This window comes from Mesorhizobium sp. M7D.F.Ca.US.005.01.1.1 (assembly GCF_003952545.1).
In the GTDB taxonomy this organism is placed as follows: Bacteria; Pseudomonadota; Alphaproteobacteria; order Rhizobiales; family Rhizobiaceae; genus Mesorhizobium; species Mesorhizobium loti.
Map to the genome: position 1 here is coordinate 1,375,348 of NZ_CP034453.1, position 22,359 is coordinate 1,397,706.

General features: G+C 63.2%; 20 protein-coding genes. 10 read left to right on the plus strand and 10 right to left on the minus strand.

The genetic code is table 11. The features are described from left to right. Positions 1-3 precede the first annotated feature (3 nt). Positions 4-1,422, minus strand: a complete 1,419-nt coding sequence (gene puuE / locus EJ076_RS06715; RefSeq protein ID WP_126067350.1) for an allantoinase PuuE — start codon at positions 1,420-1,422, stop codon at positions 4-6. Positions 1,423-1,625: 203 nt separating this feature from the next. Between puuE and uraH the strand changes: the two genes are divergently transcribed. From uraH to EJ076_RS06740, 5 genes are all read left to right on the plus strand, one after another. Next, positions 1,626-2,000, plus strand: a complete 375-nt coding sequence (uraH, locus tag EJ076_RS06720) for a hydroxyisourate hydrolase (protein WP_126067351.1) — start codon at positions 1,626-1,628, stop codon at positions 1,998-2,000. Between the two features lie 3 nt (positions 2,001-2,003). Then, positions 2,004-3,485 carry a xanthine dehydrogenase small subunit gene (gene xdhA, locus EJ076_RS06725; RefSeq protein ID WP_126067352.1) on the plus strand — a complete coding sequence of 494 codons (1,482 nt, stop codon included), beginning with the start codon at positions 2,004-2,006 and terminating at the stop codon, positions 3,483-3,485. Beyond that, positions 3,485-5,830, plus strand: coding sequence for a xanthine dehydrogenase molybdopterin binding subunit (gene xdhB, locus EJ076_RS06730; RefSeq protein WP_126070974.1), 2,346 nt, complete (start codon positions 3,485-3,487; stop codon positions 5,828-5,830). The genes xdhA and xdhB overlap by 1 nt, the downstream gene beginning before the upstream one ends. Before the next feature lie 74 nt (positions 5,831-5,904). Continuing rightward, positions 5,905-6,897, plus strand: a complete 993-nt coding sequence (gene xdhC, locus EJ076_RS06735) for a xanthine dehydrogenase accessory protein XdhC (RefSeq protein WP_126070975.1) — start codon at positions 5,905-5,907, stop codon at positions 6,895-6,897. Positions 6,898-6,986: 89 nt separating this feature from the next. Then, positions 6,987-7,823: a PhzF family phenazine biosynthesis protein gene (locus EJ076_RS06740; RefSeq protein WP_126067353.1), complete on the plus strand. Its 837-nt coding sequence runs from the start codon at positions 6,987-6,989 to the stop codon at positions 7,821-7,823. Between the two features lie 12 nt (positions 7,824-7,835). On the opposite strand, the gene EJ076_RS06745 is transcribed toward EJ076_RS06740, so the two are convergent. The 3 genes from EJ076_RS06745 to EJ076_RS06755 all read right to left on the minus strand — a co-directional run bounded on the left by EJ076_RS06745 (position 7,836) and on the right by EJ076_RS06755 (position 11,132). After that, positions 7,836-9,095, minus strand: a complete 1,260-nt coding sequence (locus tag EJ076_RS06745; RefSeq protein WP_126067354.1) for an LLM class flavin-dependent oxidoreductase — start codon at positions 9,093-9,095, stop codon at positions 7,836-7,838. Next, entirely contained in the window at positions 9,092-10,108 is a 1,017-nt protein-coding gene (locus tag EJ076_RS06750; RefSeq protein ID WP_126067355.1) for an LLM class flavin-dependent oxidoreductase, read from the minus strand. Before EJ076_RS06750 ends, EJ076_RS06745 begins: the two co-directional genes overlap by 4 nt. A 103-nt stretch (positions 10,109-10,211) precedes the next feature. Then, positions 10,212-11,132 (minus strand): LysR family transcriptional regulator, encoded by a 921-nt coding sequence (locus EJ076_RS06755; protein WP_027039874.1) that lies wholly within the window; start codon positions 11,130-11,132, stop codon positions 10,212-10,214. Positions 11,133-11,264: 132 nt separating this feature from the next. Here EJ076_RS06755 and EJ076_RS06760 point away from each other — a divergent pair, with 132 nt between their 5' ends. The 4 genes from EJ076_RS06760 to EJ076_RS06775 all read left to right on the plus strand — a co-directional run bounded on the left by EJ076_RS06760 (position 11,265) and on the right by EJ076_RS06775 (position 15,641). Then, the gene (locus EJ076_RS06760; protein ID WP_126067356.1) at positions 11,265-12,482 is read left to right on the plus strand and encodes a urate hydroxylase PuuD; all 1,218 of its coding nucleotides are present in this window, start codon (positions 11,265-11,267) and stop codon (positions 12,480-12,482) included. A 1-nt stretch (position 12,483) separates the two neighbouring features. After that, a complete protein-coding gene (gene guaD, locus EJ076_RS06765; RefSeq protein WP_126067357.1) occupies positions 12,484-13,797 on the plus strand; it encodes a guanine deaminase in 1,314 nt (437 codons plus the stop codon). A gap of 78 nt (positions 13,798-13,875) precedes the next feature. Beyond that, entirely contained in the window at positions 13,876-14,379 is a 504-nt protein-coding gene (locus EJ076_RS06770; RefSeq protein WP_109665623.1) for a heme-degrading domain-containing protein, read from the plus strand. Further along, positions 14,376-15,641: a glycerate kinase gene (locus tag EJ076_RS06775; protein WP_126067358.1), complete on the plus strand. Its 1,266-nt coding sequence runs from the start codon at positions 14,376-14,378 to the stop codon at positions 15,639-15,641. The genes EJ076_RS06770 and EJ076_RS06775 overlap by 4 nt, the downstream gene beginning before the upstream one ends. Before the next feature lie 4 nt (positions 15,642-15,645). Here the strand turns inward: EJ076_RS06775 and EJ076_RS06780 are convergent, their stop codons facing one another. From EJ076_RS06780 to EJ076_RS06790, 3 genes are read right to left on the minus strand one after another with little or no spacing between them, the layout of a single operon-like run. Then, complete coding sequence (locus EJ076_RS06780) at positions 15,646-16,326, minus strand: UdgX family uracil-DNA binding protein (protein WP_126070976.1); 681 nt, start codon at positions 16,324-16,326, stop codon at positions 15,646-15,648. A 57-nt stretch (positions 16,327-16,383) separates the two neighbouring features. Then, the gene (locus EJ076_RS06785) at positions 16,384-17,790 is read right to left on the minus strand and encodes a glutamine synthetase family protein (protein ID WP_126067359.1); all 1,407 of its coding nucleotides are present in this window, start codon (positions 17,788-17,790) and stop codon (positions 16,384-16,386) included. 11 nt (positions 17,791-17,801) lie between these two features. Beyond that, entirely contained in the window at positions 17,802-19,181 is a 1,380-nt protein-coding gene (locus EJ076_RS06790) for an aspartate aminotransferase family protein (RefSeq protein ID WP_126067360.1), read from the minus strand. 158 nt (positions 19,182-19,339) lie between these two features. Here EJ076_RS06790 and EJ076_RS06795 point away from each other — a divergent pair, with 158 nt between their 5' ends. After that, complete coding sequence (locus tag EJ076_RS06795; protein ID WP_126067361.1) at positions 19,340-19,792, plus strand: hypothetical protein; 453 nt, start codon at positions 19,340-19,342, stop codon at positions 19,790-19,792. 8 nt (positions 19,793-19,800) lie between these two features. Here the strand turns inward: EJ076_RS06795 and EJ076_RS06800 are convergent, their stop codons facing one another. Genes EJ076_RS06800 through EJ076_RS06810 form a run of 3 tightly spaced genes read right to left on the minus strand, consistent with a single transcriptional unit; the run spans position 19,801 to position 22,199 of the window. Then, entirely contained in the window at positions 19,801-20,775 is a 975-nt protein-coding gene (locus EJ076_RS06800) for a WD40 repeat domain-containing protein (protein WP_126067362.1), read from the minus strand. Further along, positions 20,753-21,127 carry an Imm45 family immunity protein gene (imm45, locus tag EJ076_RS06805; protein ID WP_126067363.1) on the minus strand — a complete coding sequence of 125 codons (375 nt, stop codon included), beginning with the start codon at positions 21,125-21,127 and terminating at the stop codon, positions 20,753-20,755. Before imm45 ends, EJ076_RS06800 begins: the two co-directional genes overlap by 23 nt. Positions 21,128-21,137: 10 nt before the next feature. Beyond that, positions 21,138-22,199 (minus strand): GTP-binding protein, encoded by a 1,062-nt coding sequence (locus tag EJ076_RS06810; RefSeq protein ID WP_126067364.1) that lies wholly within the window; start codon positions 22,197-22,199, stop codon positions 21,138-21,140. Between the last annotated feature and the right edge of the window lie 160 nt (positions 22,200-22,359).

Sequence of the window (22,359 nt, forward strand, 5' to 3'; positions counted from 1 at the left end):
AACCTATTGCGGAAGCATGTCCTTGAGGCGGAGCAGCGCGATGCGCTCGACCTGTTTGCAGGCGGTCTCGAATTCGACGCCGCGGCTGTTGCCGATGCGCGCCTCGAATTCCGCCAGGATCTCCTCCTTCGTCTTGCCCTTCACCGCGATGATGAAGGGGAAACCGAAGGTGGTGACGTAGGCGGCGTTGAGCTTGGAAAACAGTTCGCGCTCCTTGTCGGTCAACGCGTCGAGGCCGGCCGAAGCCTGTTCCCTGGTCGATTCCGCCGTCAGCCGTTTGGCCTTGGCTAGCTTGCCGGCAAGGTCGGGATGGGCGTTGAGCACCGAAAGCCGCTCGGTTTCGCTGGCGGAACGGAAGACGCGGCAAAGCGCATTGTGCAGGCCGCCCGATGTGTCGTGCGCCGGACCCAGTTCCAGCTCGTAGGCGCGTTCGGCGATCCAGGGCGAATGCTCGAACACGCCACCGAAGGTATGAACGAACGTCTCGAATTCCATCTTCGATGGCCGTAGTGCCGCCGGCTTGTAAGGATTGGCCTCTTGCCAGTGGCGGGCGATGTCGATGCGCCGCGCCAGCCAGACCTTGTCGTGCGACTTCACATAGTCGACGAAGCGCTTCAGCGCCGCCACCCGGCCCGGCCGCCCGACGAGGCGGCAATGCAGGCCGATGTTCATCATGCGCGGCCGGCCGGCCTTGCCCTCGGCATAGAGCGTGTCGAAACTGTCCTTCAAATAGGCAAAGAACTGGTCGCCCGAGTTGAAGCCCTGCGGCGTGGCGAAACGCATGTCGTTGGCGTCGAGCGTATAGGGGATGATGAGCTGCGTGCCGCCCTCATGCTCGAACCAGTAGGGCAGTTCGTCGTCATAGGTGTCCGACACATAGTCGAAGCCGCCTTCTTCCGCCACAATCCGCACTGTGTTGACCGAAGTGCGGCCGGTGTACCAGCCGGTCGGGCGCGCGCCGGTCACTTCGTAGTGCAGCTTGATCGCCGCTTCGAGGTCGCGGCGCTCATCCTCGACACTGTGGTCGCGGTAGTCGATCCATCTCAGACCGTGCGAAGCGATCTCCCAGCCGGCTTCCTGCATGGCCATGACCTGGTCAGGCGAACGGGCGAGTGCTGTGGCGACGCCGTAGCAGGTGATCGGCACCTCAGCCTCGGTGAACAGCCGAAGCAGCCGCCAGAAGCCGGCCCGCGCCCCATATTCGTAGATGGATTCCATGTTCCAGTGGCGCTGGCCCACCCAGGGTGCCGCGCCGACGATTTCCGACAGGAAGGCTTCAGAGGCCTTGTCACCGTGCAGCACGCAGTTTTCGCCGCCTTCTTCGTAATTGACGACGAACTGCACGGCGACATGCGCACCGCCAGGCCATTTCGGGTCCGGCGGATTGGCTCCGTAGCCGCGCATGTCTCTTTCGTAACGCATCGTCCCTCCCGCCGGGCATGGCCCGAAGTATGATCAGGATATCGAAAGGGCTGCCTGCGCATTCCCCCGAAAATTTTTGAAAGTGTTTTTGTCGCACTCCGCTCGACCGGGACTTATGCATCGCCTTTAATTGGCGCACAATTCACTGTTGATATTTGATCGTACCGGGCCAATTCGCTCGTACCGGAGATGGGAGGCGGCCAATGGCAGAAACGTCGAAAGCCGATGGCGGGCGTCTGACGACCCATGTCCTCGACACGGCGACCGGCAAGCCGGCAGCGGGACTGTCGATTGCGCTCTATCACCTCGAGGGCAAGGCGCGGACACATCTGAAGACCGTTGTCACCAATGCCGACGGCCGTTGCGACAAGCCGCTGCTCGCTGGCGCGGAGTTCCGCACCGGCGAATACGAACTGCTCTTCGCCGCGGGCGACTATTTGCGCCAGCAGGGGTTGAGCCTGCCGAAACCCGCCTTTCTCGATGTGATACCGATCCGCTTCGGCATGGCCGAACCGGTGCATTATCATGTACCGCTGCTCGTCTCGCCCTACGGCTACTCGACCTACAGGGGGAGCTGAGGCATGGCCAAGGTCAATATCCGCAACGAGATCCGTTTCATTCTCAATGGCAGGGATGTAGCGCTTTCGTCGGTTGCGCCCGATGCGACCCTGCTCGACTGGCTGCGGCTCGACCGTTCGCTGCGCGGCACCAAGGAAGGTTGCGCCGAGGGCGATTGCGGCGCCTGCACCGTGCTGGTTGGCAAGCTCTCGGCCGGCGGGTTGGTCTATGAAAGCGTCAATGCCTGCATCCGCTTCCTCGGCTCGCTGGACGGCACCCATGTCGTGACCGTCGAGCATTTGCGGGGTTCACCCGGCCAGTTGCATCCGGTGCAGCAGGCTATGGTCGATTTCCATGGGTCGCAATGCGGCTTCTGCACGCCGGGCTTCGTCATGTCGCTCTATGGTCTGTGGATGAGATCACCCGACCCGTCGAACGCTTCCATCGAAAAGGCTTTGCAAGGCAATCTCTGCCGCTGCACTGGCTACGAGGCGATCATGCGCGCGGCCCAGGCCATCTCCAGCTACGGCAAGGCGGCAAGGGATCCGCTGGCAGCGGAGCGCAAGGCGATCACCGCGAGGCTAGAGGCCATGCATGACGGCGCCCGGATCGAGATCGGTTCGGCCAAGGCGCGGCTGGTCGTGCCGGCCGATGTCGATGATTTCGCCGCCGTGCTGGACAAGGAACCCGGCGCCACCATCGTTGCCGGTTCGACCGATGTCGGCCTGTGGGTGACCAAGCACATGCGCGATATTTCGCCGGCCATTTTCATCGGCAATCTCGACGGACTTTGCACCATCTCGGAAGACAAGGGCGTCATTTCGATCGGCGCCGGCGTCACCTACACTGACGCCTTCGCGACGCTGGCGAAGCGCATCCCGGCGATGGGGCCGTTGTTCGATCGCATCGGCGGCGAACAGGTGCGCAACATGGGCACGATCGGCGGCAACATTGCCAACGGTTCGCCGATCGGTGATACGCCGCCGCCCTTGATCGCGCTTGGCGCACGCCTCACCCTGCGCAAGGGCAAGAAGCGGCGGACCATCCCGTTGGAAACGTTCTTCATTGCCTATGGCAAGCAAGACCGGCTATTAGGCGAGTTCGTCGAGGCCGTGCACGTTCCTGTTCCCGCCAAGGGCACGAAATTCGCCATCCACAAGATCACCAAGCGTCGCGACGAGGACATTACCGCGGCCCTCGGCGCCTTCTTCCTGAGGCTGGCCAAGGACGGCACGGTCGCGGAGGTGCGCATCGCCTATGGCGGCATGGCGGCGACGCCGAAGCGGGCGTCTTCCGTCGAAAAAGCGCTGCTCGGCAAGCCATGGACCGAACAGACGGTTGAGGCAGCGATGGCCGAATATGCCAGGGATTTCACTCCGCTGACCGATATGCGGGCCTCGGCCGAATATCGCGCCCTGGCGGCGCGCAATCTCTTGCTGCGCTTCTTCGCCGAGACCAGCGGCACCAGGGAGCCGATCCAGGTCTCAAGGCACGAGGCGGCATGATGAACAAGCACGCCAGCACCAATCTCAAGGCCGAAAAGATCGTCGGAGGCGTCGCCAACGACCAGCGTCACGATTCCGCGCACAAGCATGTCAGCGGCACCGCCGTCTATATCGACGACATGCCGGAACCATCAGGCACGCTGCATGGCTGCCTCGGGCTTTCTGCCGCCACGCATGCCACGATCACCAGCATGGATCTCTCGGCGGTGCGTACAGCGCCCGGCGTTGTCGACGTGCTGACGGCCAAGGACGTGCCCGGCGAGAACGACATTTCGCCGACCGGCCGCCACGACGAGCCGGTGCTGGCCGACGGCAAGGTGCAATTCTATGGCCAACCGATCTTCTGCGTCATTGCCGAGACGCGCGAGCAGGCGCGCCGTGCTACAAGGTTGGCCAAGGTCGAATACAAGGAATTGCCCTTCGTCACCGACATTGGTGCGCTCGATCCGAAGAAGGACAAGCTCGTCACGCCGCCTCTCACGCTGAAGCGCGGCGATGCCGCCACAGCAATCCGTCAGGCGCCGCGCCGGCTAAAGGGAAAAATGCGCATCGGCGGCCAGGAGCATTTCTACCTCGAAGGCCATATCGCCATGGCCATTCCGGGCGAAGATCAGGACGTCACCATCTATTCCTCGACCCAGCATCCGAGCGAAGTCCAGCACATGGTCAGTCATGCGCTTGGCGTGCCGAGCAATGCCATCACGGTGGAAATCCGCCGCATGGGCGGCGGCTTCGGCGGCAAGGAAACGCAGGGCAATCAGTTTGCGGCATTGGCCGCGATCGCCGCAAAGAAGCACCATCGCGCCGTGAAGATCCGGCCCGACCGCGACGACGACATGATCGCCACCGGCAAGCGCCATGACTTCCTCGTCGACTACGAAGTCGGCTTTGATGACGAGGGCAATATCCTCGGCGTCGATTTCATGTTCGCGGCGCGCTGCGGTTTTTCCTCGGACCTTTCCGGCCCGGTGACCGATCGCGCGCTGTTCCACTGTGACAACACTTATTTCTGGCCAGCGGTGCACGCCCAATCGGCGCCGCTCTACACCAACACCGTGTCGAACACCGCCTTTCGTGGTTTCGGCGGCCCGCAAGGCATGGTCGGCGCCGAGCGCGTCATCGACGAGGTGGCCTTTGCCGTCGGCAAGGATCCACTCGAAATCCGCAAGAAGAATTTCTACGGCACATCGGACCGCAATATCACGCCCTACCACCAGACGGTCGAGGATAACGTCATTCAGCGCATTGTCGCCGAGCTGGAGCAAAGCGCCAGCTATGCGCGGCGGCGGCGCGAAATATCGGCCTTCAATGCCAACAGCCGTTTCATCAAGCGTGGCCTGGCGCTGACGCCGGTCAAGTTCGGCATCTCGTTCACCGCCACGCATTACAACCAGGCCGGCGCGCTGGTGCATGTCTACACCGACGGTTCGGTGCATCTGAACCATGGCGGCACCGAGATGGGACAGGGCCTCTACGTCAAAGTGGCGCAAGTGGTGGCGGAAGAGTTCCAGATCGATCTCGACCAGGTGAAGATCACCGCGACCACGACCGGCAAGGTGCCGAACACCTCGGCCACGGCAGCGTCGTCCGGCTCCGACCTCAACGGCATGGCGGCTCAGAATGGCGCTCGTCAGATCAAGGATCGGCTGATCGATTTCGCCGCCGAAAAATATCAGGTGCCGAGCGATCAGGTGCTGTTCCTGCCCAACCGGGTGCGCATCGGTAACCAGGAAATCGCCTTCGCCGATCTCATCAAACAGGCCTATATGGCCCGCATCCAGCTGTCGGCGGCCGGTTTCTACAAGACGCCTAAAATCCACTGGAACCGCGACAAGGGCGAGGGCCGTCCCTTCTATTATTTCGCCTATGGCGCCTCGTGTTCGGAAGTCTCTGTCGACACGCTGACCGGCGAATACATGGTCGAGCGCACCGATATTCTCCATGACTGTGGCCGATCTCTGAACCGAGCCATCGACATCGGCCAGATCGAGGGCGGCTTCATCCAGGGCATGGGCTGGCTGACGACGGAAGAACTGTGGTGGGACGCCAAGGGCCGGCTGCGCACGCACGCGCCGTCGACCTACAAGATTCCGCTCGCCTCCGACCGGCCGAAGATTTTCAACGTCACCTTGGCAGACTGGCCGGAAGCGAGCGAGCCGACGATCCACCGTTCCAAGGCGGTCGGCGAGCCGCCGTTCCCGCTCGGCATGTCGGTGCTGCACGCCCTGTCGGATGCGGTGGCGAGCATTGCCGACCACAAGATTTGTCCGCGCCTCGATGCGCCGGCAACGCCGGAGCGGGTGCTGATGGCAATCGAACGGCTGAAGGACGAGGCCAAGGCCTGAGTCTGGCACCAGGGTCGGCAATACGTGCAATTCAGGTCGAAAAACCTTATGTTTCCGGCACGGGAATGCGAATGATGAATTCGAAAGTGCAAAGCCTGAGAGATTTCCTTGCTGGTCAAGGCCGCATCGCTTTGGTCGAGGTGACCGGGACCAAAGGCTCGACGCCACGCGAAAAGGGCGCCTTCATGCTCGTCTCGCAGACGGCGATCTTTGGTACGATCGGCGGCGGTCAGCTCGAATACATGGCGATCGACAAGGCCCGGCAGATGCTTTTCTCCCCCCTCGAGGGGGAGATGGCCGCGAAGCGACCAGAGGGGGTACTCTCAGAAGGCACCACAAGGGCGGCGTCGAGCACTGCCGCGGCGACCCCACCCGGCGGCTTCGCCGCCACCCTCCCCCCAAGGGGGAGGGATAGCCGCGCCACCCTCGACGTCCCGCTCGGGCCGGAAATCGGCCAATGCTGCGGCGGGCGCGTCGAAGTCTTGATCCGGCTCGTCGATGCCGAGCTCGCCGCTGAGCTGGTTGCGGCTGCGGAAGCCGAGGAGGCGCACCTGCCGCATGTCTACATTTTCGGCGGCGGCCATGTCGGCCAGGCGCTGGCGTCGACGATCGCACTACTTCCCGTGCACGGCGTCGTCATTGAGACGCGGGCCGAGGCGCTGGAAGGCATGCCGGAAACCGTCGAGACGCGGCTGACGCCGATGCCCGAGGCCGAGGTGCGAAACGCCCCCGCCGGCACGGCCTTCGCCATCCTCACCCACGACCATGCGCTGGATTTCCTGATCGTCGCTGAAGCGCTAAAGCGCGATGATGCCGCCTATGTCGGCATGATCGGTTCGAAGACCAAGAAAGCGACGTTCCGGAACTGGTTCCTGAAATCGGCGGACGGCAGCCAAGCCGAGTTTGCCCGCCTCGTCTCGCCGATAGGCGGCGACACCGTCAAGGACAAGCGCCCGCAAATCATCGCGGCGCTGGCGGCGGCCGAGATCATGACGGCGCTGGTCGTCCACGCCGCAACCTCAAAGGCCGGCAATCAGGTCCTGCATGACAAAATGATGGCGGGCTAGCCACGACTGCATACAAGCCTCCCGTTTTTCCAATCGCCTGAAAAACACGTTTGCTGTATCCACCAGCATTGCAGCGTGAGGCAGGCCAAATGGACGTTCTGAAAATCGCGGCCTTTTCGGATGGCAACACCGGCGGCAACCCTGCCGGAGTCTTGATCAGCGATATCTTGCCCGATGCGGCCGACATGCAGCTTCTGGCAGCGCAGGTCGGATTCTCGGAAACCGCCTTTGCCGCTCCTGAAGGCGACGGCTGGCGGGTCCGTTATTTCTCGCCGGAAACCGAAGTTCCCTTTTGCGGGCATGCCACCATCGCGCTTGGTGCGGCGCTGGTCCGGCAGTTTGGCGATGGAGTTTTCCCGCTGACCCTGAACCAGGCCAGCATAACCGTCGAAGGGTTTCGCGATGGTGTAAATGTCGCTGCCGCGCTGCAGTCGCCGCCGACACGCAGCAAACCGGCCTCGCCTGAGCTGATTTCCGAAGCGCTGGCGTTGTTCGGTTACACCTCAAGCGATCTCGATCCGGCCATTCCACCGGCGCTGATCCATGGCGGCGCAGACCATCTTGTGCTTGCCCTCAAGTCGCGGCAGGCGCTGGCCGCCATGCGCTACGATCTGAAAGCCGGGCAAGCCCTGATGCGGCGAGAAGGGTTGGTGACGATCCTGCTGGCCTATGCGGAAACGCCGCGTCTTTTCCACACACGCAACCCGTTCGCGTCCGGCGGCGTCTATGAGGATCCGGCGACAGGGGCGTCGACAGCCGCCTTCGCCGGCTATCTGCGTGACTTTGGCTGGCCGCATGGCGGCGCGATCGATATCGTGCAAGGCGAAGACATGGGCATGCGCTCGCGCCTGCACGCCGACATTCCGCCAACGCCCGGGAGTTCGATCAGGGTTTCAGGCACCGCCCGGATGATGGACGAAGCATAGGCCCACGCATGCTCATGCCGGCCGTTTCAGACCCAGATGGTCGCGCAATGTGCGGCCCTCGTACTCCGTCCGGAACAGGCCGCGCCGCTGCAGTTCCGGCACAACGAGCGTGGCAAAGGCATCGAGTTCGCCGGGGAAGTAAGAGGGCATGACGTTGAAGCCGTCAGCCGCGCCACCTTCGAATCGCGCCTGCAGCTCGTCGGCGACCTGGGCCGCTGTGCCGACAATGCGCCAATGGCCGCGCGCGCCGGCAAAATGGCGGGCGAGCTGGCGAATGGAAAGATTGTCGCGGCGTGACTGTTCGATGACCAGAGCCTGCCGGCTCTTCATGCCCTCGCTCTCCGGCAGTTCGGGCAGCGGCCCGTCGATCGGATAGCGCCACAGGTCGGAGATGCTGAGATAGCTGGACAGCAGCGCGACCCCGACATCGTCGGGGATCAGCTCCTGCAATTCCTCGTATTTTTCACGGGCCTCCGCCTCGGTCTCCGCCACCACGGGTGCTACGCCCGGCATGATCTTGATGTCGTCCGGCTCGCGCCCGTAGGCCGCCATACGCCCCTTGAGATCGTCGTAGAAGGTCTTGGCTTCCTCGAAGGTCTGCGCCGCCGTGAACACGACATCGGCGGTGCGGGCGGCAAGGTCGCGGCCGACATCCGAAGCGCCGGCCTGAACCAGCACTGGCGCCCCCTGCGGCGAACGCGGCAGGTCGAGCGGGTCCCGCACCGAAAAGCTCTGGCCGTCGTGACCGGAAGCCGCATCGAGCTTGCCGTGCCAAAGTCCGGCAACCACCTCAGCAAACTCACGCGCGCGCTCATAACGGTCGGCATGCGGACGCAAGCCGGTCGAGCCGAAATTCGCGGCTTCGATGGGGCTGGCCGAGGTGACCAGGTTCCAGCCGGCCCGGCCGCCGCTCAGATGATCGAGCGACAGGAAGGTTCGTGCCAGCCCATAGGGCTCGTTGTAGCTTGTCGAGGCCGTCGAGACGAGGCCGATGCGGCTGGTCTGGACGGCGAGCGCCGAGAGCAGGCTGATCGGCTCGAAACCGATCGAGCGCGACGTCTGGCTGGCGATGCCGACATTGGCCTCCCGCAGCCCGGCGGCATCCTCGCAGAACACCATGTCGAACTTCGCCGCCTCCGCTGTGCGTGCCAGCTGGATGTAATGGTCGATGTCGATGCCGGCGGTCACGTGTGCCTTGGGGTGGCGCCAGGCGGCGATGTGATGACCTGTCGCCCATAGGAAGGCGCCGAGCTTCATCTGGCCAGCGGTCATTGGTCACCTCCGCCGGCAAGCCCGAGGTGCGAGCGCAAAATTGTCCCGCGATAGTTCTCTCGAAACAGGCCACGCAGCCGCAGCGCCGGCAAGACCAGATCGACGAAATCGTCGAGTGCTGAGAGTTGTGCCGGCATCAGGATGTTAAACCCGTCGCAGTTTTTCGCCCGGAAACCTTTTTCCATGCTGTCGGCAATGGTCGGCTTGGCGGTGCCATTGGTGACGAGCGAGATATTCATCAGAAGCCTCACGGCATCCGGATCGCGTCCGCAGGCGGCGACGCGGCGCTTCAGTTCGTCATAGCGTGCTTGCGCATTCTCGATCGGTTCGTCGTCAAGCAGGATGACATCGGCGGTGCGGGCGGCAATATCGAAGTCGGATTCCCGCAGGCCCGACAAGACCAGCACCGGCGTGTCCTGTGGCGACCGTGCGACGTTCAGCGGTCCGCGCACGGAAAAGAACTCGCCATTGTGCTCGAGCAGGTGCATCTTTTCGGGATCGTGGAAGCGGCCGCCGCTCTGGTCGAACAGGAGCGCGTCCGCATCCCAGCCGTTCCACAGGCCCTGAACGATGTCGATATATTCTCCGGTGCGGCGGCGGAAATCGCCTGATGAAAACCCCTCCGGCCGGCTAAAATTGGCCGCTTCGCGCGGATTCTGCGCCATGGTCGCGTTCCAGCCGGTGCGGCCATGGCTGATGATGTCGAGTGAAGCAAAACGGCGCGCCAGATTGTAGGGCTGGTGGGCAATTGTCGAGGCAGCGGCAACGAGGCCGATCCTGGTAGTCACTGTGGCCAGTGCGGCCAGCAACGTCGTCGCTTCGAAGGGCATCTGCCTACTTGCTGCATCGTTACTCGAAGCCGGCACGGAATCGGCAAGGAACACCATGTCCAGCCCAGCTGCTTCGGCCTTTTGCATGAAACCAGCCAGGCGGCTGAATTCCGGCTCCGGTGATGGATCGGCGGTTCCCGCAAACAGCGAAACGGCAAGATGCATTGTGGCGCCGTTGTCCATCGATGGTCCCTGCAAGACGAAAATCGACCTGAACTATGTTCGCCACGTCCTGGGATGGCAACCGCCGGCGCTGGGCCAACCGCCGCTCACTTGCCGGCCAGTCCTATTTGCCAGCAAGCAGATCGTTGATCAGCCGCTGGCAGCGCTCGGCCATGAAGTCGAGCAGCAGCCGCACTTTTGGATCCTGCAGCTTCTTATGCGGATAGACGGCGGCGAATTGCACCGGTGTCGGCGGCGTGCTGCTAAGGATCACCTTCAGCCGTCGGTCGCGGATAAACGGCTCGACCTCGAAGCGCGGCTTGTTGATGATGCCGCGGCCGGACAGTGCCCATCCGGTCAGCACGTCGCCATCGTCGGTGTCATACGGCCCGTGCACCTCGAATTTCTGCGGGCCCGTGGGGGTCTGCAGCGTCCACACATATTCGCGCGCGCCGGAATAGCGCAGCATCAGGCAGTCGTGTTTCTTGCCGATCAGCTCCTGCGGCTCAATTGGCTCGCCGCGCGCCTCCAGATATTTCGGCGCCGCCACCAGCACGCGTTCGCATTCCATGATGCCGCGCATCCTGAGGCTGGAATCCTCGATGATGCCGAGCCGGAAGGCGACGTCGATGCCTTCCTTCATGATGTCGACATTGTGGTCCGAGAGCCTCAGCCGCACCTCGATATCAGGATATTTGTCGTGAAAATCCGGAATGCCCGAAGCCACCAGCCGGCGCCCGAGGCCGAGGGGCGCGGTCACACGGATGGTGCCGCGCGGTTGCCCGGAAAGCGCCGAGACCGCCGCTTCCGCCTCGGTGATCGCCTCCAGCACCTGCTTGGCGCCTCCGTAAAAAACCGTGCCATGCTCTGTCGGCATCAACTGCCGTGTGGTGCGGTTGAACAGCCGCACCCCCAGATGCTTCTCCAGCTCCTTGATGCGGTTGGAGGCGACCGCTGGCGAGATGCGCATGTCGCGGCCGGCCGCCGACAGATTGCCGAGTTCAACGACGCGAACGAAGACGGCAATGTTGTCGAGATAGGCCATGCAGAGCACCTTCGCCGGTTTGCAGCGATCAGCCTAGTATTTTCCATTTTTTTTTGAAAGTCATCGTGCACCTCGCCTCTTTCCGTTTGCGCTCCAGCCCGTAAAGTCACCGGATCGGCAGGGACGACTTCAATGATGGATTTCGCGATTTTCTGGGACTGGCTGAGCTTTGCCGTGCGCTGGCTGCATGTCGTCACCGGCATCGCCTGGATCGGCTCGTCCTTCTACTTCGTCGCGCTCGATCTCGGCCTGCGCCAGCGTCCGGGCATGCCTGTCGGCGCCTTCGGCGAGGAGTGGCAGGTGCATGGCGGCGGTTTCTACCACATCCAGAAATATCTGGTGGCGCCTGCCGAGATGCCGGAACACCTGACCTGGTTCAAATGGGAATCCTACGCCACCTGGCTGTCCGGCTTCGCCATGCTGTGCGTCGTCTATTATGCCGGAGCCGATCTGTTCCTGATCGATCCGAATGTGCTGCCCATGTCTGTGCCGGTCGGTATCCTGCTGTCGCTGGCAACGATCGGGGTCGGCTGGGTGGTCTATGATCTCTTGTGCCGCTCGCCGCTGGGCAAGAGCGATACCGGGCTGATGCTGGTGCTCTACTGCGTTCTGGTGTTCATCGCCTGGGGGCTGACGCACCTGTTCACCGGCCGCGCTGCCTTCCTGCATCTGGGCGCCATCACCGCGACGATCATGTCGGCCAATGTCTTCATGGTCATCATCCCCAACCAGAAGATCGTCGTCGCCGACCTCATCGCCGGCCGCAAGCCTGACCCGAAATACGGCAAGATCGCCAAGCAGCGCTCGCTCCACAACAACTATCTGACGCTGCCGGTGCTGTTCCTGATGCTGTCGAACCACTATCCGCTGGCGTTCGGCACTGAGTTCAACTGGGTCATCGCCTCGCTGGTGTTCATCATCGGCGTGCTGATCCGGCACTATTTCAACTCCATCCATGCGCGCAAGGGCAATCCGACCTGGACCTGGATGGCAGCACTTGTCCTGTTCATCGTCATCATCTGGCTGTCGACCGCGCCGAAGGTGCTGACCGGCGAGCCCAGGGAATCGGCGGCGGCGCAAATCTATGTCGCTTCAGCGCATTTTCCGGCCGTGCGCGACACCGTGCTCGGCCGCTGCTCGATGTGCCATGCGGCGGAGCCGGTCTACGAGGGCATCTATCATGCGCCGAAGGGCGTGATGCTCGACACCGACGCTGATATCGCCAACCACGCCCGCGAGATCTATCTGCAGGCCGGCCGCAGCCACGCCATGCCGCCCGCCAACGTCTCGCAGATTACCGACAAGGAGCGGGCGCTGCTGGTGGCCTGGTTCGAAGGCGCGGGAAAATAGCATGACCTCCACGCTTCTGCGCGGCCGCACGCTGTCCTTTGTGCGTTGGCCCGAAACCATCGACGACCATTCCGCCTGGCGCTACGAGGAGGATGGCGGCCTGCTGATCCGCGACGGCAGGATCGTCGCCGCGGGCACCTATGCTGATGTTGAAAAGCAGGCCGGCGAGGAGACGAAAAAAATCGACCATCGGCCGCATCTGCTGCTGCCGGGCTTCATCGATGCGCATGTGCATTTCCCGCAGATGCAGGTCATCGCTTCCTATGGCGCAGAACTGCTCGACTGGCTGAACACCTATACCTTTCCGGAAGAAACGAAGTTCGCCAACGCGCAGCATGGCCGCCGCATCGCGCGGCTGTTCCTCGACGAAATGGTGCGCCACGGCACAACGACGGTCGCCGCCTACTGCTCGGTACACAAAGCCTCGGCGGAGGCGTTCTTTGCCGAGTCGCATGACCGCAACATGCTCAACATCGCCGGCAAGGTGATGATGGACCGCAATGCGCCGGACGGCGTGCTCGACACGCCGCAATCCAGCTATGACGACAGCAAGGCGTTGATCGCGCAATGGCATGGCAAGGGGCGCCAGCTTTATGCCATCACGCCGCGCTTCGCCATCACCTCGTCGCCGGAGCAGATGGAGATGGCGGGCGCGCTGTGCCGCGAACATCCCGACCTGCACATGCAGACGCACCTTTCGGAAAACCACGCCGAGATCGCCTTCACGCAGGAACTCTATCCGTGGTCGCGCGACTATACCGATGTCTACGAGCATTACGGGCTGTTAGGAAAGAAGAGCCTGTTCGGCCATTGCATCCATCTGTCGGAGCGTGAGGCTGATGCGCTTTCGGACTCAAGCTCGGTGGCGGTGTTCTGCCCGACTTCGAACCTGTTCCTCGGCTCTGGCCTTTTTGACTACCAACGCTTCCGCCGCCGCGACAAGCCGATCCGGATCGCCGCCGCCACCGATGTCGGCGGCGGCACCAATTATTCGATGCTGCGCACCATGGACGAGGGCTACAAGGTGATCGCGCTGAACGGCGAGAAGCTGAACCCGTTCCAGTCCTTCTGGCAGGTGACGCGCGGCAATGCCGAGGCGCTGTCGGTGGCGCAGAAGATCGGCACGCTGGATGAAGGCAGCGATGCCGACATCGTCGTGCTCGACGCCAGGGCGACGCCGGCGATGCGGCTCAGGATGGAAACGGTCGAGACGCTGGCGCAGGAACTGTTTCTCCTGCAGACGCTGGGTGACGACCGCGCCGTGCGCGAGGTCTATGTCGCCGGTAAAGCGGCGAAGACCGACATGGCGATTTAGAGCGCTCCAATGTGTTCCTTGCTTGACCCGGCGGCGGCCATCGGTCAAAGCGTGCGGCGAAGTTGACAGGGGAACGACATGGCCGTTGCTGACGACATCGCTCTGATCAAGAGACAGGAAGAAGTCCTGGTCTTCGCCGCCTTTGACGAGGCCGTTGCTTTCAGGATCGGTTCAGCCATCCGCGACCGCGCGCTCGCCGAGAACCTGCCTGTTATCGTCGATATCAGGACCTTCGACCGGCCGCTCTTCTATGCCGCGCTGCCGGGCTCGAACGCTTCCAATCCGGATTGGGCACGGCGCAAGATCAATGTCGTCAAGCGGTTCCTGAAAAGCACCTATCGCATGGTGCTGGAGCAGCAGCGCCCCGACCGCACCTTCAAGGTTGGCGAGGGTCTCGACATTTCAGACTATGTGCTGGCTGGCGGCGGCTTTCCGGTGACGGTCAAGGGCGCCGGCGTCATTGGTGTGATCGCCGTCTCCGGATTACCGGAGCGCGAGGATCACGGCGTCGTGGTCGATGCGCTGTGCGATCATTTGGGCGTTGACAAGCGCGGCCTGGCATTGCCTCGGGAAGCCGAATGACCGTACTCGACCCCAAATCGTTCCTCACCTCCATCTTCAACGCGGCCGTCGCCGCTGCCGATCCGGAACGAACCATCCGGGATCATTTGCCGGCCAAACCCAAGGGCCGCACCATCGTCATTGGCGCGGGCAAAGGCTCGGCGCAGATGGCGGCGGCGTTCGAAAAGGCGTGGGACGGCCCCATCGAAGGGCTGGTCGTCACCCGCTACGGCTATGGCGCAACCTGCGAGCGCATCGAGATCATCGAGGCGGCGCATCCGGTGCCGGACGCCGCCGGGCTCGAAGCCTCGCAGCGCCTGCTCGCCAAGGTCCAGGGACTGACGGCGGACGATCTGGTCGTGGCGCTGATTTCGGGTGGCGGCTCGGCGCTGCTGCCGTCACCCGCTGACCGCCTGACGCTCGCCGACGAGATCGCCGTCAACGAGGCGCTGCTCGCCTCCGGCGCCCCGATCGCGGCGATGAACACCATCCGCAAGCACCTTTCCGCCATCAAGGGCGGCAGGCTGGCGGCGGCCGCCTGGCCGGCCAAGGTGGTGTCGCTGGTCGTTTCCGACATTCCCGGCGACAATCCGGCGCTGGTCGCCTCCGGCCCGACGGTACCGGATACCGGCAGCCGCGAAGACGCGCTGGCCTCGATATCAGCCTATGGCATGAAACTGCCGGCCGCGGTGATGGCTCACATCAATTCGCCGGCCGCCGATGCACCAAGCCCTGGGGATGAGCGCTTTTCGCGCAACGAAGTGCATCTGATCGCCTCTGCCGGCGTGTCACTCGAAGCAGCAGCGGCGGAAGCGAAACGGCAAGGCGTCGAGGCGGTTATCCTCTCCGATGCCATCGAGGGCGAAGCGCGCGAGGTTGGCGGCGTCCATGCGGCCATCGCGCGCGAGGTGGCGACGCGCAACCGGCCATTTTCGAAACCGGTTCTGATCCTGTCGGGTGGCGAAACCACGGTGACGTTGCGGGCAAAAGGCAAGGGCGGCCGCAACTCGGAATTCCTGCTCGCCTTCGCCATCGGCATCAATGGCGTCGACGGTATCCACGCGCTGGCCGCCGACACTGACGGCATCGACGGTTCGGAAGACAATGCCGGTGCCTTCGCAGATGGCTCCACCGTGGCGCGCATGCGCGCAGCCAGCGTCGACGCCAAGGCGATGCTGGCCGGTAACAATGCCTGGACGGCGTTCAATGCCGTCGGCGATCTTTTCGTGCCTGGTCCGACCGGCACGAATGTCAACGATCTCAGGGCGATCCTGATCAGATAGCTTTTTAGGCGGCCATCAGCCGCTTGACCTGCTTCATGTCGTGCAGGAACCGCTCGCGTTCAGCTTCCTTGTCCGCCGGCTCATGGATGCGTAGGATGAAGGACGGGTGGATGGTGATGAAGACGCGCAAGCCATCCTCGCGCTCGATCACCTGGCCACGCATTTTTGTCACCGGGATCGCCTTGCCCAGCAGCGACAACGCCGCCGTTGCGCCCAGCGCTACAGCCAGCTCCGGCTTGATCAGCGCGAACTCCCTGTCGATCCACCAGCGGCAGGCCCGAACCTCGCCGGCATTTGGCTTGGAATGAATGCGGCGCTTGCCGCGCGGCTCGAATTTGAAGTGCTTGACCGCGTTGGTGACATAGATCTTTTGCCGGTCGACTCCGGCCTCATCGAGGATGGCATTGAACACCTTGCCCGCCGGGCCAACAAAAGGTTTGCCGGCGAGATCTTCCTGTTCGCCCGGCTGTTCGCCGACAAAGACCACCCTGGCATCATCAGGACCCTCGCCGAACACGGTCTGGGTCGCGTCGTGCCACAGCGGGCAGCGGCGGCAACCTTTCGCAGCCTCGCGCAGTTCCGTGATCGAGGTGGGATCGGTCTCGTCCGATATCGGCTCGGCGCGCGGCACGGAAACGCGCCGGGCCGGCATCTTCGCCTTACGCGGAAGGCCTGTGGTCGCCATCACCTTGCCTTTCCATTTCGATATTGAAAATGGACAAGGCCGAGGATGGTTCCTCCCTCACACCTCGTGCAAATAGAGGTGGTAATCCAGTTCGCTGACCGTGCGCGCCACGCGCAGATACTCGGACTGCTTGATCGCCACGAAGGTCCGGTGCAAGTCCTCGCCGAGCGCGCCTTTCAGGAACGCAGACGCCCTGGCAGCTTCAATCGCGGCGCGCCAGTCGACAGGCATCGTCGTGCGTGTGACCGCCGCCTCGTAGCCGTTGCCGGTGGTTTCCGGACCAGGGTCGAGACCTTCATCCAGACCTTTGATGATGCCGGCCAGCACCGTTGCGGCGATCAGATAGGGGTTGGCGTCAACGCCGGACGGCCGGTGCTCGATTCGCCGGTTTCTGGCATCGCCCGCCGGCACGCGTAGCGCCACCGAACGGTTGTTGACGCCCCAGGTCGGCGCCACCGGCGCATAGGATTGCGAGACGAAGCGCCGCCAGGAATTGGCGTGCGGCGCAAACACCAGCATCGATTCCGCCATCGTCTGGATCAGACCGCCGAGCCCCTGCAGCAGCGGCAGCGACCAGCTCTCGCCGCCGGCTTCCGCAAAGACGTTTCGGCCGGCCTTGTCCTGCAGCGAGACGTGGAAATGCATGCCAGAGCCGGCATATTTCTCGATCGGCTTGGCCATGAAACAGGCGGTGACGCCATGGCGCCGCGCCTGCGCCCGCACCAGCCGCTTCAGCATGACCAGGTCGTCGGCCGCCCGCATCACGTCCTTGCGGTAGTTCAGCGTCAGCTCGTACTGGCCGGGCGCATATTCCGAAATCACCGTCTCGGCCGGAATGCCTTGCGCCTTGGCCGCTGCATAGATGTCGGAAAACAGCGGCTCCATGCCGTGCAGATGGTCGACGGAATAGACTTCGGTCTTGCCCGAGACGCGGCCGTCGAGCACGGCGCGCGCCGGCTGCACCTTGCCGTCGGCATCGCGCTCATTGGCCAGCAGGAAGAATTCCAGCTCGAAGGCGCCGGCCGGATAGAGACCCTTGGCCGCCAGGATCTCGACCTGTCGCGCCAGCGCCAGCCGCGGATCCGACGACATCGGCCGGCCGTCGAGCATGTACATAGCCATCAGCAACTGGCCACGCGGCGGATTTGTGCCGTAGAGCGGCACCAGCGTGCCGGGGATCGGCCATGCCCTGAGGTCGCCGTCGCCAGTCGTCCAGATCAGCCCGGTCTCGTGCACATCCTCGCCGGTGATATCGAGGCCGAGGATCGAGATCGGCATATGGCGGCCGCCCTCGAAGATGCTCTTCAGCTCATGCCGGCGCACGATCTTGCCACGGCCGACGCCATTGGCATCGGTCAGCACGATATCGAAGGCTTCGATCTCGGGATGGGCGTCGAGAAAGGCTTGCGCCTCGGCGGGTGTCGAGCCCGAAGGTGAGGTCATCATGGCATTGGGATGGTCCATCGCCGCTTGTCTCATGCCGCAAGCTTTGCCGCAACCGCGCCGAAGGCGGTGATCAGCCGGTTGACCTGGGCACCTGACGTCGCCGGCGAAATCAGCATCATGTTGTGGAACGGGGCGATCAGCACGCCGCGATTGACCAGCGCGACATGGATTGCGGCCTCCAGTTCCGGCGCATGCGCCACTTCCGCCTCGGCGCCATTCCTCAAGGGGCCGGGCGCGCAGATGAACTCGACACGAGCGCCGACACGGGAAACATGCCAGGGCAGGCGATAGCGGTCGATCACGCCGGTCAGCCCGGCATCGAGCCGCCGCGCCAGATGATCCATCCGGTCATAATTTTCCTGCGTCATCACCTCTTCAAGCGTGGCGCGCATCGCTGCGAACTGTAGCGGGTTGGCCGAGAGCGTCGTGCCCATACCGGAATAGCCCGGTTCCTTGGCCCTGTTGTAATCTGCATAGCGCGAGGCAACGTCGTCGCTCATGCCCCACACGCTTGCAGGCACACCGCCGGCAATCGGCTTGCCGAGCACGAAGAAGTCCGGCTCCAGCCTGTATTTCCTGGTGTAGCCGCCGGGACCGGTCGAGATCGTATGTGTCTCGTCGATCAGAAGCAGTGTGCCGGCTTGGCGCGTTAGTTTGCGCAGCGCGTCATGGTAGCCCGGATCAGCCAGCACCATGCAGGAATTGGTCAGCACCGGTTCGGCGATGACGCAGGCCACATCCTTATCCCTGAGCGCGGCTTCGAGTGCTGAAACATCGTTGAACTCGATCACCTTGGCCGTGCGGGTCAGGTCGCGGAACTCGCCGGCCAATCCCGGCCGGTTGACGGGCTTGCCGTCGATCAGCCGTATCATCGTCTCGTCGACCGAGCCGTGATAGCAGCCATTGAAGACCAGGATCTTTTCCCGGCCGGTGATGGCGCGGGCAACGCGCAATGCAAAGCGGTTGGCGTCGGTCGCCGTCGTAGCGATCTGCCAGAACGGCAGGCCGAAACGCTGCTGCAGCAGCGGCCCGATGGCGAGCGCGTCTTCCGAGGGCAGCATATAGGTCAGGCCTCGCCCGGCCTGGCGGCGAATGGCGCGCGCCACCGGCGTCGGCGAATGGCCGAACATCGAGCCGGTGTCGCCAAGGCAAAAATCGTCGAGCCTGATACCGTCGATATCGGTGATGGTCGCGCCCCTGGCGCTGTCGACCAGGATCGGAAACGGCGTCGGCCAGTCGTTCATCCAGTGCATCGGCATGCCGCCGAAGAAGCCGGGCAGGCCGTTGCCGACCTTGGCTTGCGACTTTGGCCGCGCCTTGCGGAAAGCAGTCCCCTCTGTGTCGCGCAGCTCGGCAATGCGGTCGCGGCTGATGCCGCCGATGGACGTCTTGGACGTGTCGCTATGCATGAAAACCCCTCTGGTCGATCCCTCTTAGACAATCCGTGTCCGCATCCGCAATTGGCCGCGCGTCTGTCCTGCGTTGGCTCAGCCTTTGGCAGCGGCGCTTGACCATGCTGCCGAAGTCAGCGCCAATACGAGCGGGAATTGAGGTGGGGACAGCAAAAATGCGGACGATCATCTGTGTGGCAACGCTGCTGTTGTCGGCCAGCGCGGCTTTCGCCTCCGGCGGCATCTGGTGCGACGTTGACGATACGGCTGTGACATTCGATGTCGGCGCCGGCGTCACCAGAGGCATGGGCGGCCCGACCTTCAACTTTCGCGGCGATCTCGAAATCAAGGCGAGGCCCGTCGGCGATCATCTGCGCAAGACGGTGTTCGAGGATTCCAACCTGACCCAGTACTGGCTGGACGGCAAGGAGTTGCGGCTGAACATCTACCGCGAGCATCAGCTCGCAGATGCTTACAACTATGTTGAGCTGACGATCCTGACCAAGGCCAGCGACGAAGGCGTCTATGACGGGCAGTACACGCTTGCCATCTATGACAATGCCGCCGACACGGACAAGGACGGCAAGCCGGCTGAGTTGACGGGCAAGGTGTCGTGCGGGGCTGAATAAGTCCTGAACTACGCCGTGATGTCGATGACGCCGCAATCTCCGGCCGCACTGCCGAAAGCGACGCGGCGTTCTTCCTTGTCCCACATCATCGAGGTGATGGCGCCCTTGCCCGGTCGCCGCAACAGCACTTCCTTGGCGTCGGCAAAACGCACCGCCATCACCATGCCGTCATCATAGCCGATGGCGACGACATCCTGGCTCGGGTGGCAGGTGACAGCCGTCACCATGGCGTTACCGCGCGTGCCGAGTTCCAGTGGCGCCTTGCCCATTGGGCCGTCCTTGCCTGAAAACGGCCAGACGATCGCCGCCGGCGCGCCGGAACTCGCCAGCCACTTGCCCTTCACGCTCCACGACAGGCTTTTGACCTTGCCGGGATAACCGGTCATGCGCATGTGCTTGCCGTCGGCGAGCTTCCAGCCGTGCAGCGCGTTTTCCTGCATGGTGGTGACGAGGAAGGCGCCATCCGGCGAGAAGGTGATGCCGGTGTGGGCGCCGGCCCATTCGAGCTCCACCGGCTTGCCCTCGGCGGCCGGGAAATGCAGCGTCGCGCCATTGTAGCGGGCAACGCCAAAGCGCATGCCCTTGGGCGAGAAGGCCAGCCCCTCGACCGAACGCGGATGGACGAATTCCCTGGTCTTGCTATCGGCAAAGCGCACGAAGGCGGTCTTGCCCGTCGCATAGGCGATGGCGCCTTGCGGTCCAGCGGCGACGCTGGTGATCCACTTCTTGGCCGCGCTTGCCAATTCCGTGGCCTCGCCGCTCGCTTTCACGGCAAACACCTTACCGTCCTCGCCGCCGGTGATCAGCCGGTCATTGGCCGCATCATGGAAGGCGGCGAGCAGCCCGTCATTGGCCTGAACTGTCTTGTGACCATGCTCGAGCCGATGGACGGCGCCATCGGCCATCGCGAAATGCGGCACGTCGCCGAGGAAGACGGCAGCGATGCAATGGCCTTCGAGATCAAGCGGGGCGACGGTCGGCATGGCAAATCTCAACGGTCATTCGTTCGTTCCAGCGTAGGATAACGGTTTCCTCGATCGGAACCGGGCCGCCTTGATAGGTGAAGACGAACCATTTGTCCCAGTTTTCGATCAACCAAGTTCTCGAAAGCCCGGGTTTTTTCTCGAACCGGCTTTCCTCGGGCAGCACCGCGAAGACCAGCCCTGCCTTGTAACCGGATGTGACCATGAGACCGAGCCCGGCCTCGTCTTCGTGGGGATCGAAGATCAGAAGATCGACCGGGCCGGAATCCGGCCCGAGATCGTAATTCTCGGAAAGTCTGATGACATCGCCGATGGTCAGGAAATCATCGGCGAGATCGAGCAAGCGGGGCATTTTATTGCGGTCAGCCCACCTGGCAGGCGTCGAAGCTCTTCTTCAGCCGCTCGGCGTCGAGTTCACGGCCGATGAACACCAGCCGGCTCTCATGTCTCTCGCCGTCCTTCCAGGCGCGCTGGTGGTCGCCCTCGATGATCATGTGCACGCCCTGGATGACATAGCGCTCGTCGTCGCCTTTGAGCGCGATGATGCCCTTCAGCCGCAGGATGTTGGGGCCTTCCATCTGGGTGATCTTCTCGATCCACGGGAAGAACTTCTTCGGGTCCATCTCGCCGCCGCGCAGCGACACCGACTGCACTGTCACGTCATGGATGTCGGAAGCATGCGCGTGATGGTGGTGGTCGTGCCCGTCATGATCATGGTGATCGTGGCCGTCATGGTCATGGTCATGGTCGTGGTGGTCGTGATCGTCATGCGCCTCGAGGAAATGCGGGTCGTTTTCCAGCGCCCTGGATAGGTCGAAGGCACCGCGGTCGAGCACTTCGGACAGGTCGACGCCGGCGCGGGTGGTGCGATGGATCTTTGCCGCCGGATTGATGGCGCGGATCGTCGCTTCGACCTTGGCGAGCTCTTCCGGAGTGACGAGGTCGGTCTTGTTGAGCACGACGACATCGGCAAAGGCGATCTGGTCCTCGGCTTCCCTGGAATCCTTGAGCCGTAGCGGCAGGTGCTTGGCGTCGACCAGCGCCACCACCGCGTCCAGCCTGGTCTTGGAGCGTACGTCGTCGTCCATGAAGAAGGTCTGCGCCACCGGCACCGGATCGGCGAGCCCGGTGGTCTCGACGACGATGGCGTCGAAGCGGCCGGGTCGGCGCATCAGGCCCTCGACGACACGGATCAGATCGCCGCGCACCGTGCAGCACACGCAGCCATTGTTCATCTCGTAGATTTCCTCGTCGGATTCCACGATCAGGTCGTTGTCGATGCCGATTTCGCCGAACTCGTTGACAATGACGGCGTAGCGCTTGCCGTGGTTTTCCGACAGGATGCGGTTGAGCAGTGTCGTCTTGCCCGCGCCGAGATAGCCGGTGAGAACGGTTACGGGGATCTGCGTCTGTGCGTCGCTCATGGCTTGCCTCGAACTGTCTGGGCCTCGAAAAATCCGGCCTCGAAGAATGGATTGTCGGTTCCATATAGGGTGTGTGCCGCGCTTTTGCACGAGGCAAACCGATGGGCCAAACCAGCTGCCGCCATTACCGAATTTTGACTGGCGAGAGCCGCTGTGATTG

Coding starts and splice junctions, on each gene's coding strand:
- xdhC (WP_126070975.1), top strand. CDS start 5,905: ATGAATTCGAAAGTGCAAAGCCTGAGAGATTTCCTTGCTGGTCAAGGC.
- EJ076_RS06745 (WP_126067354.1), bottom strand. CDS start 9,095: ATGACCGCTGGCCAGATGAAGCTCGGCGCCTTCCTATGGGCGACAGGT.
- xdhA (WP_126067352.1), top strand. CDS start 2,004: ATGGCCAAGGTCAATATCCGCAACGAGATCCGTTTCATTCTCAATGGC.
- EJ076_RS06750 (WP_126067355.1), bottom strand. CDS start 10,108: ATGGACAACGGCGCCACAATGCATCTTGCCGTTTCGCTGTTTGCGGGA.
- EJ076_RS06755 (WP_027039874.1), bottom strand. CDS start 11,132: ATGGCCTATCTCGACAACATTGCCGTCTTCGTTCGCGTCGTTGAACTC.
- EJ076_RS06770 (WP_109665623.1), top strand. CDS start 13,876: ATGGCCGTTGCTGACGACATCGCTCTGATCAAGAGACAGGAAGAAGTC.
- EJ076_RS06785 (WP_126067359.1), bottom strand. CDS start 17,790: ATGGACCATCCCAATGCCATGATGACCTCACCTTCGGGCTCGACACCC.
- EJ076_RS06760 (WP_126067356.1), top strand. CDS start 11,265: ATGATGGATTTCGCGATTTTCTGGGACTGGCTGAGCTTTGCCGTGCGC.
- EJ076_RS06775 (WP_126067358.1), top strand. CDS start 14,376: ATGACCGTACTCGACCCCAAATCGTTCCTCACCTCCATCTTCAACGCG.
- uraH (WP_126067351.1), top strand. CDS start 1,626: ATGGCAGAAACGTCGAAAGCCGATGGCGGGCGTCTGACGACCCATGTC.
- EJ076_RS06800 (WP_126067362.1), bottom strand. CDS start 20,775: ATGCCGACCGTCGCCCCGCTTGATCTCGAAGGCCATTGCATCGCTGCC.
- EJ076_RS06790 (WP_126067360.1), bottom strand. CDS start 19,181: ATGCATAGCGACACGTCCAAGACGTCCATCGGCGGCATCAGCCGCGAC.
- EJ076_RS06795 (WP_126067361.1), top strand. CDS start 19,340: ATGCGGACGATCATCTGTGTGGCAACGCTGCTGTTGTCGGCCAGCGCG.
- imm45 (WP_126067363.1), bottom strand. CDS start 21,127: ATGCCCCGCTTGCTCGATCTCGCCGATGATTTCCTGACCATCGGCGAT.
- guaD (WP_126067357.1), top strand. CDS start 12,484: ATGACCTCCACGCTTCTGCGCGGCCGCACGCTGTCCTTTGTGCGTTGG.
- EJ076_RS06810 (WP_126067364.1), bottom strand. CDS start 22,199: ATGAGCGACGCACAGACGCAGATCCCCGTAACCGTTCTCACCGGCTAT.
- puuE (WP_126067350.1), bottom strand. CDS start 1,422: ATGCGTTACGAAAGAGACATGCGCGGCTACGGAGCCAATCCGCCGGAC.
- EJ076_RS06740 (WP_126067353.1), top strand. CDS start 6,987: ATGGACGTTCTGAAAATCGCGGCCTTTTCGGATGGCAACACCGGCGGC.
- xdhB (WP_126070974.1), top strand. CDS start 3,485: ATGAACAAGCACGCCAGCACCAATCTCAAGGCCGAAAAGATCGTCGGA.
- EJ076_RS06780 (WP_126070976.1), bottom strand. CDS start 16,326: ATGGCGACCACAGGCCTTCCGCGTAAGGCGAAGATGCCGGCCCGGCGC.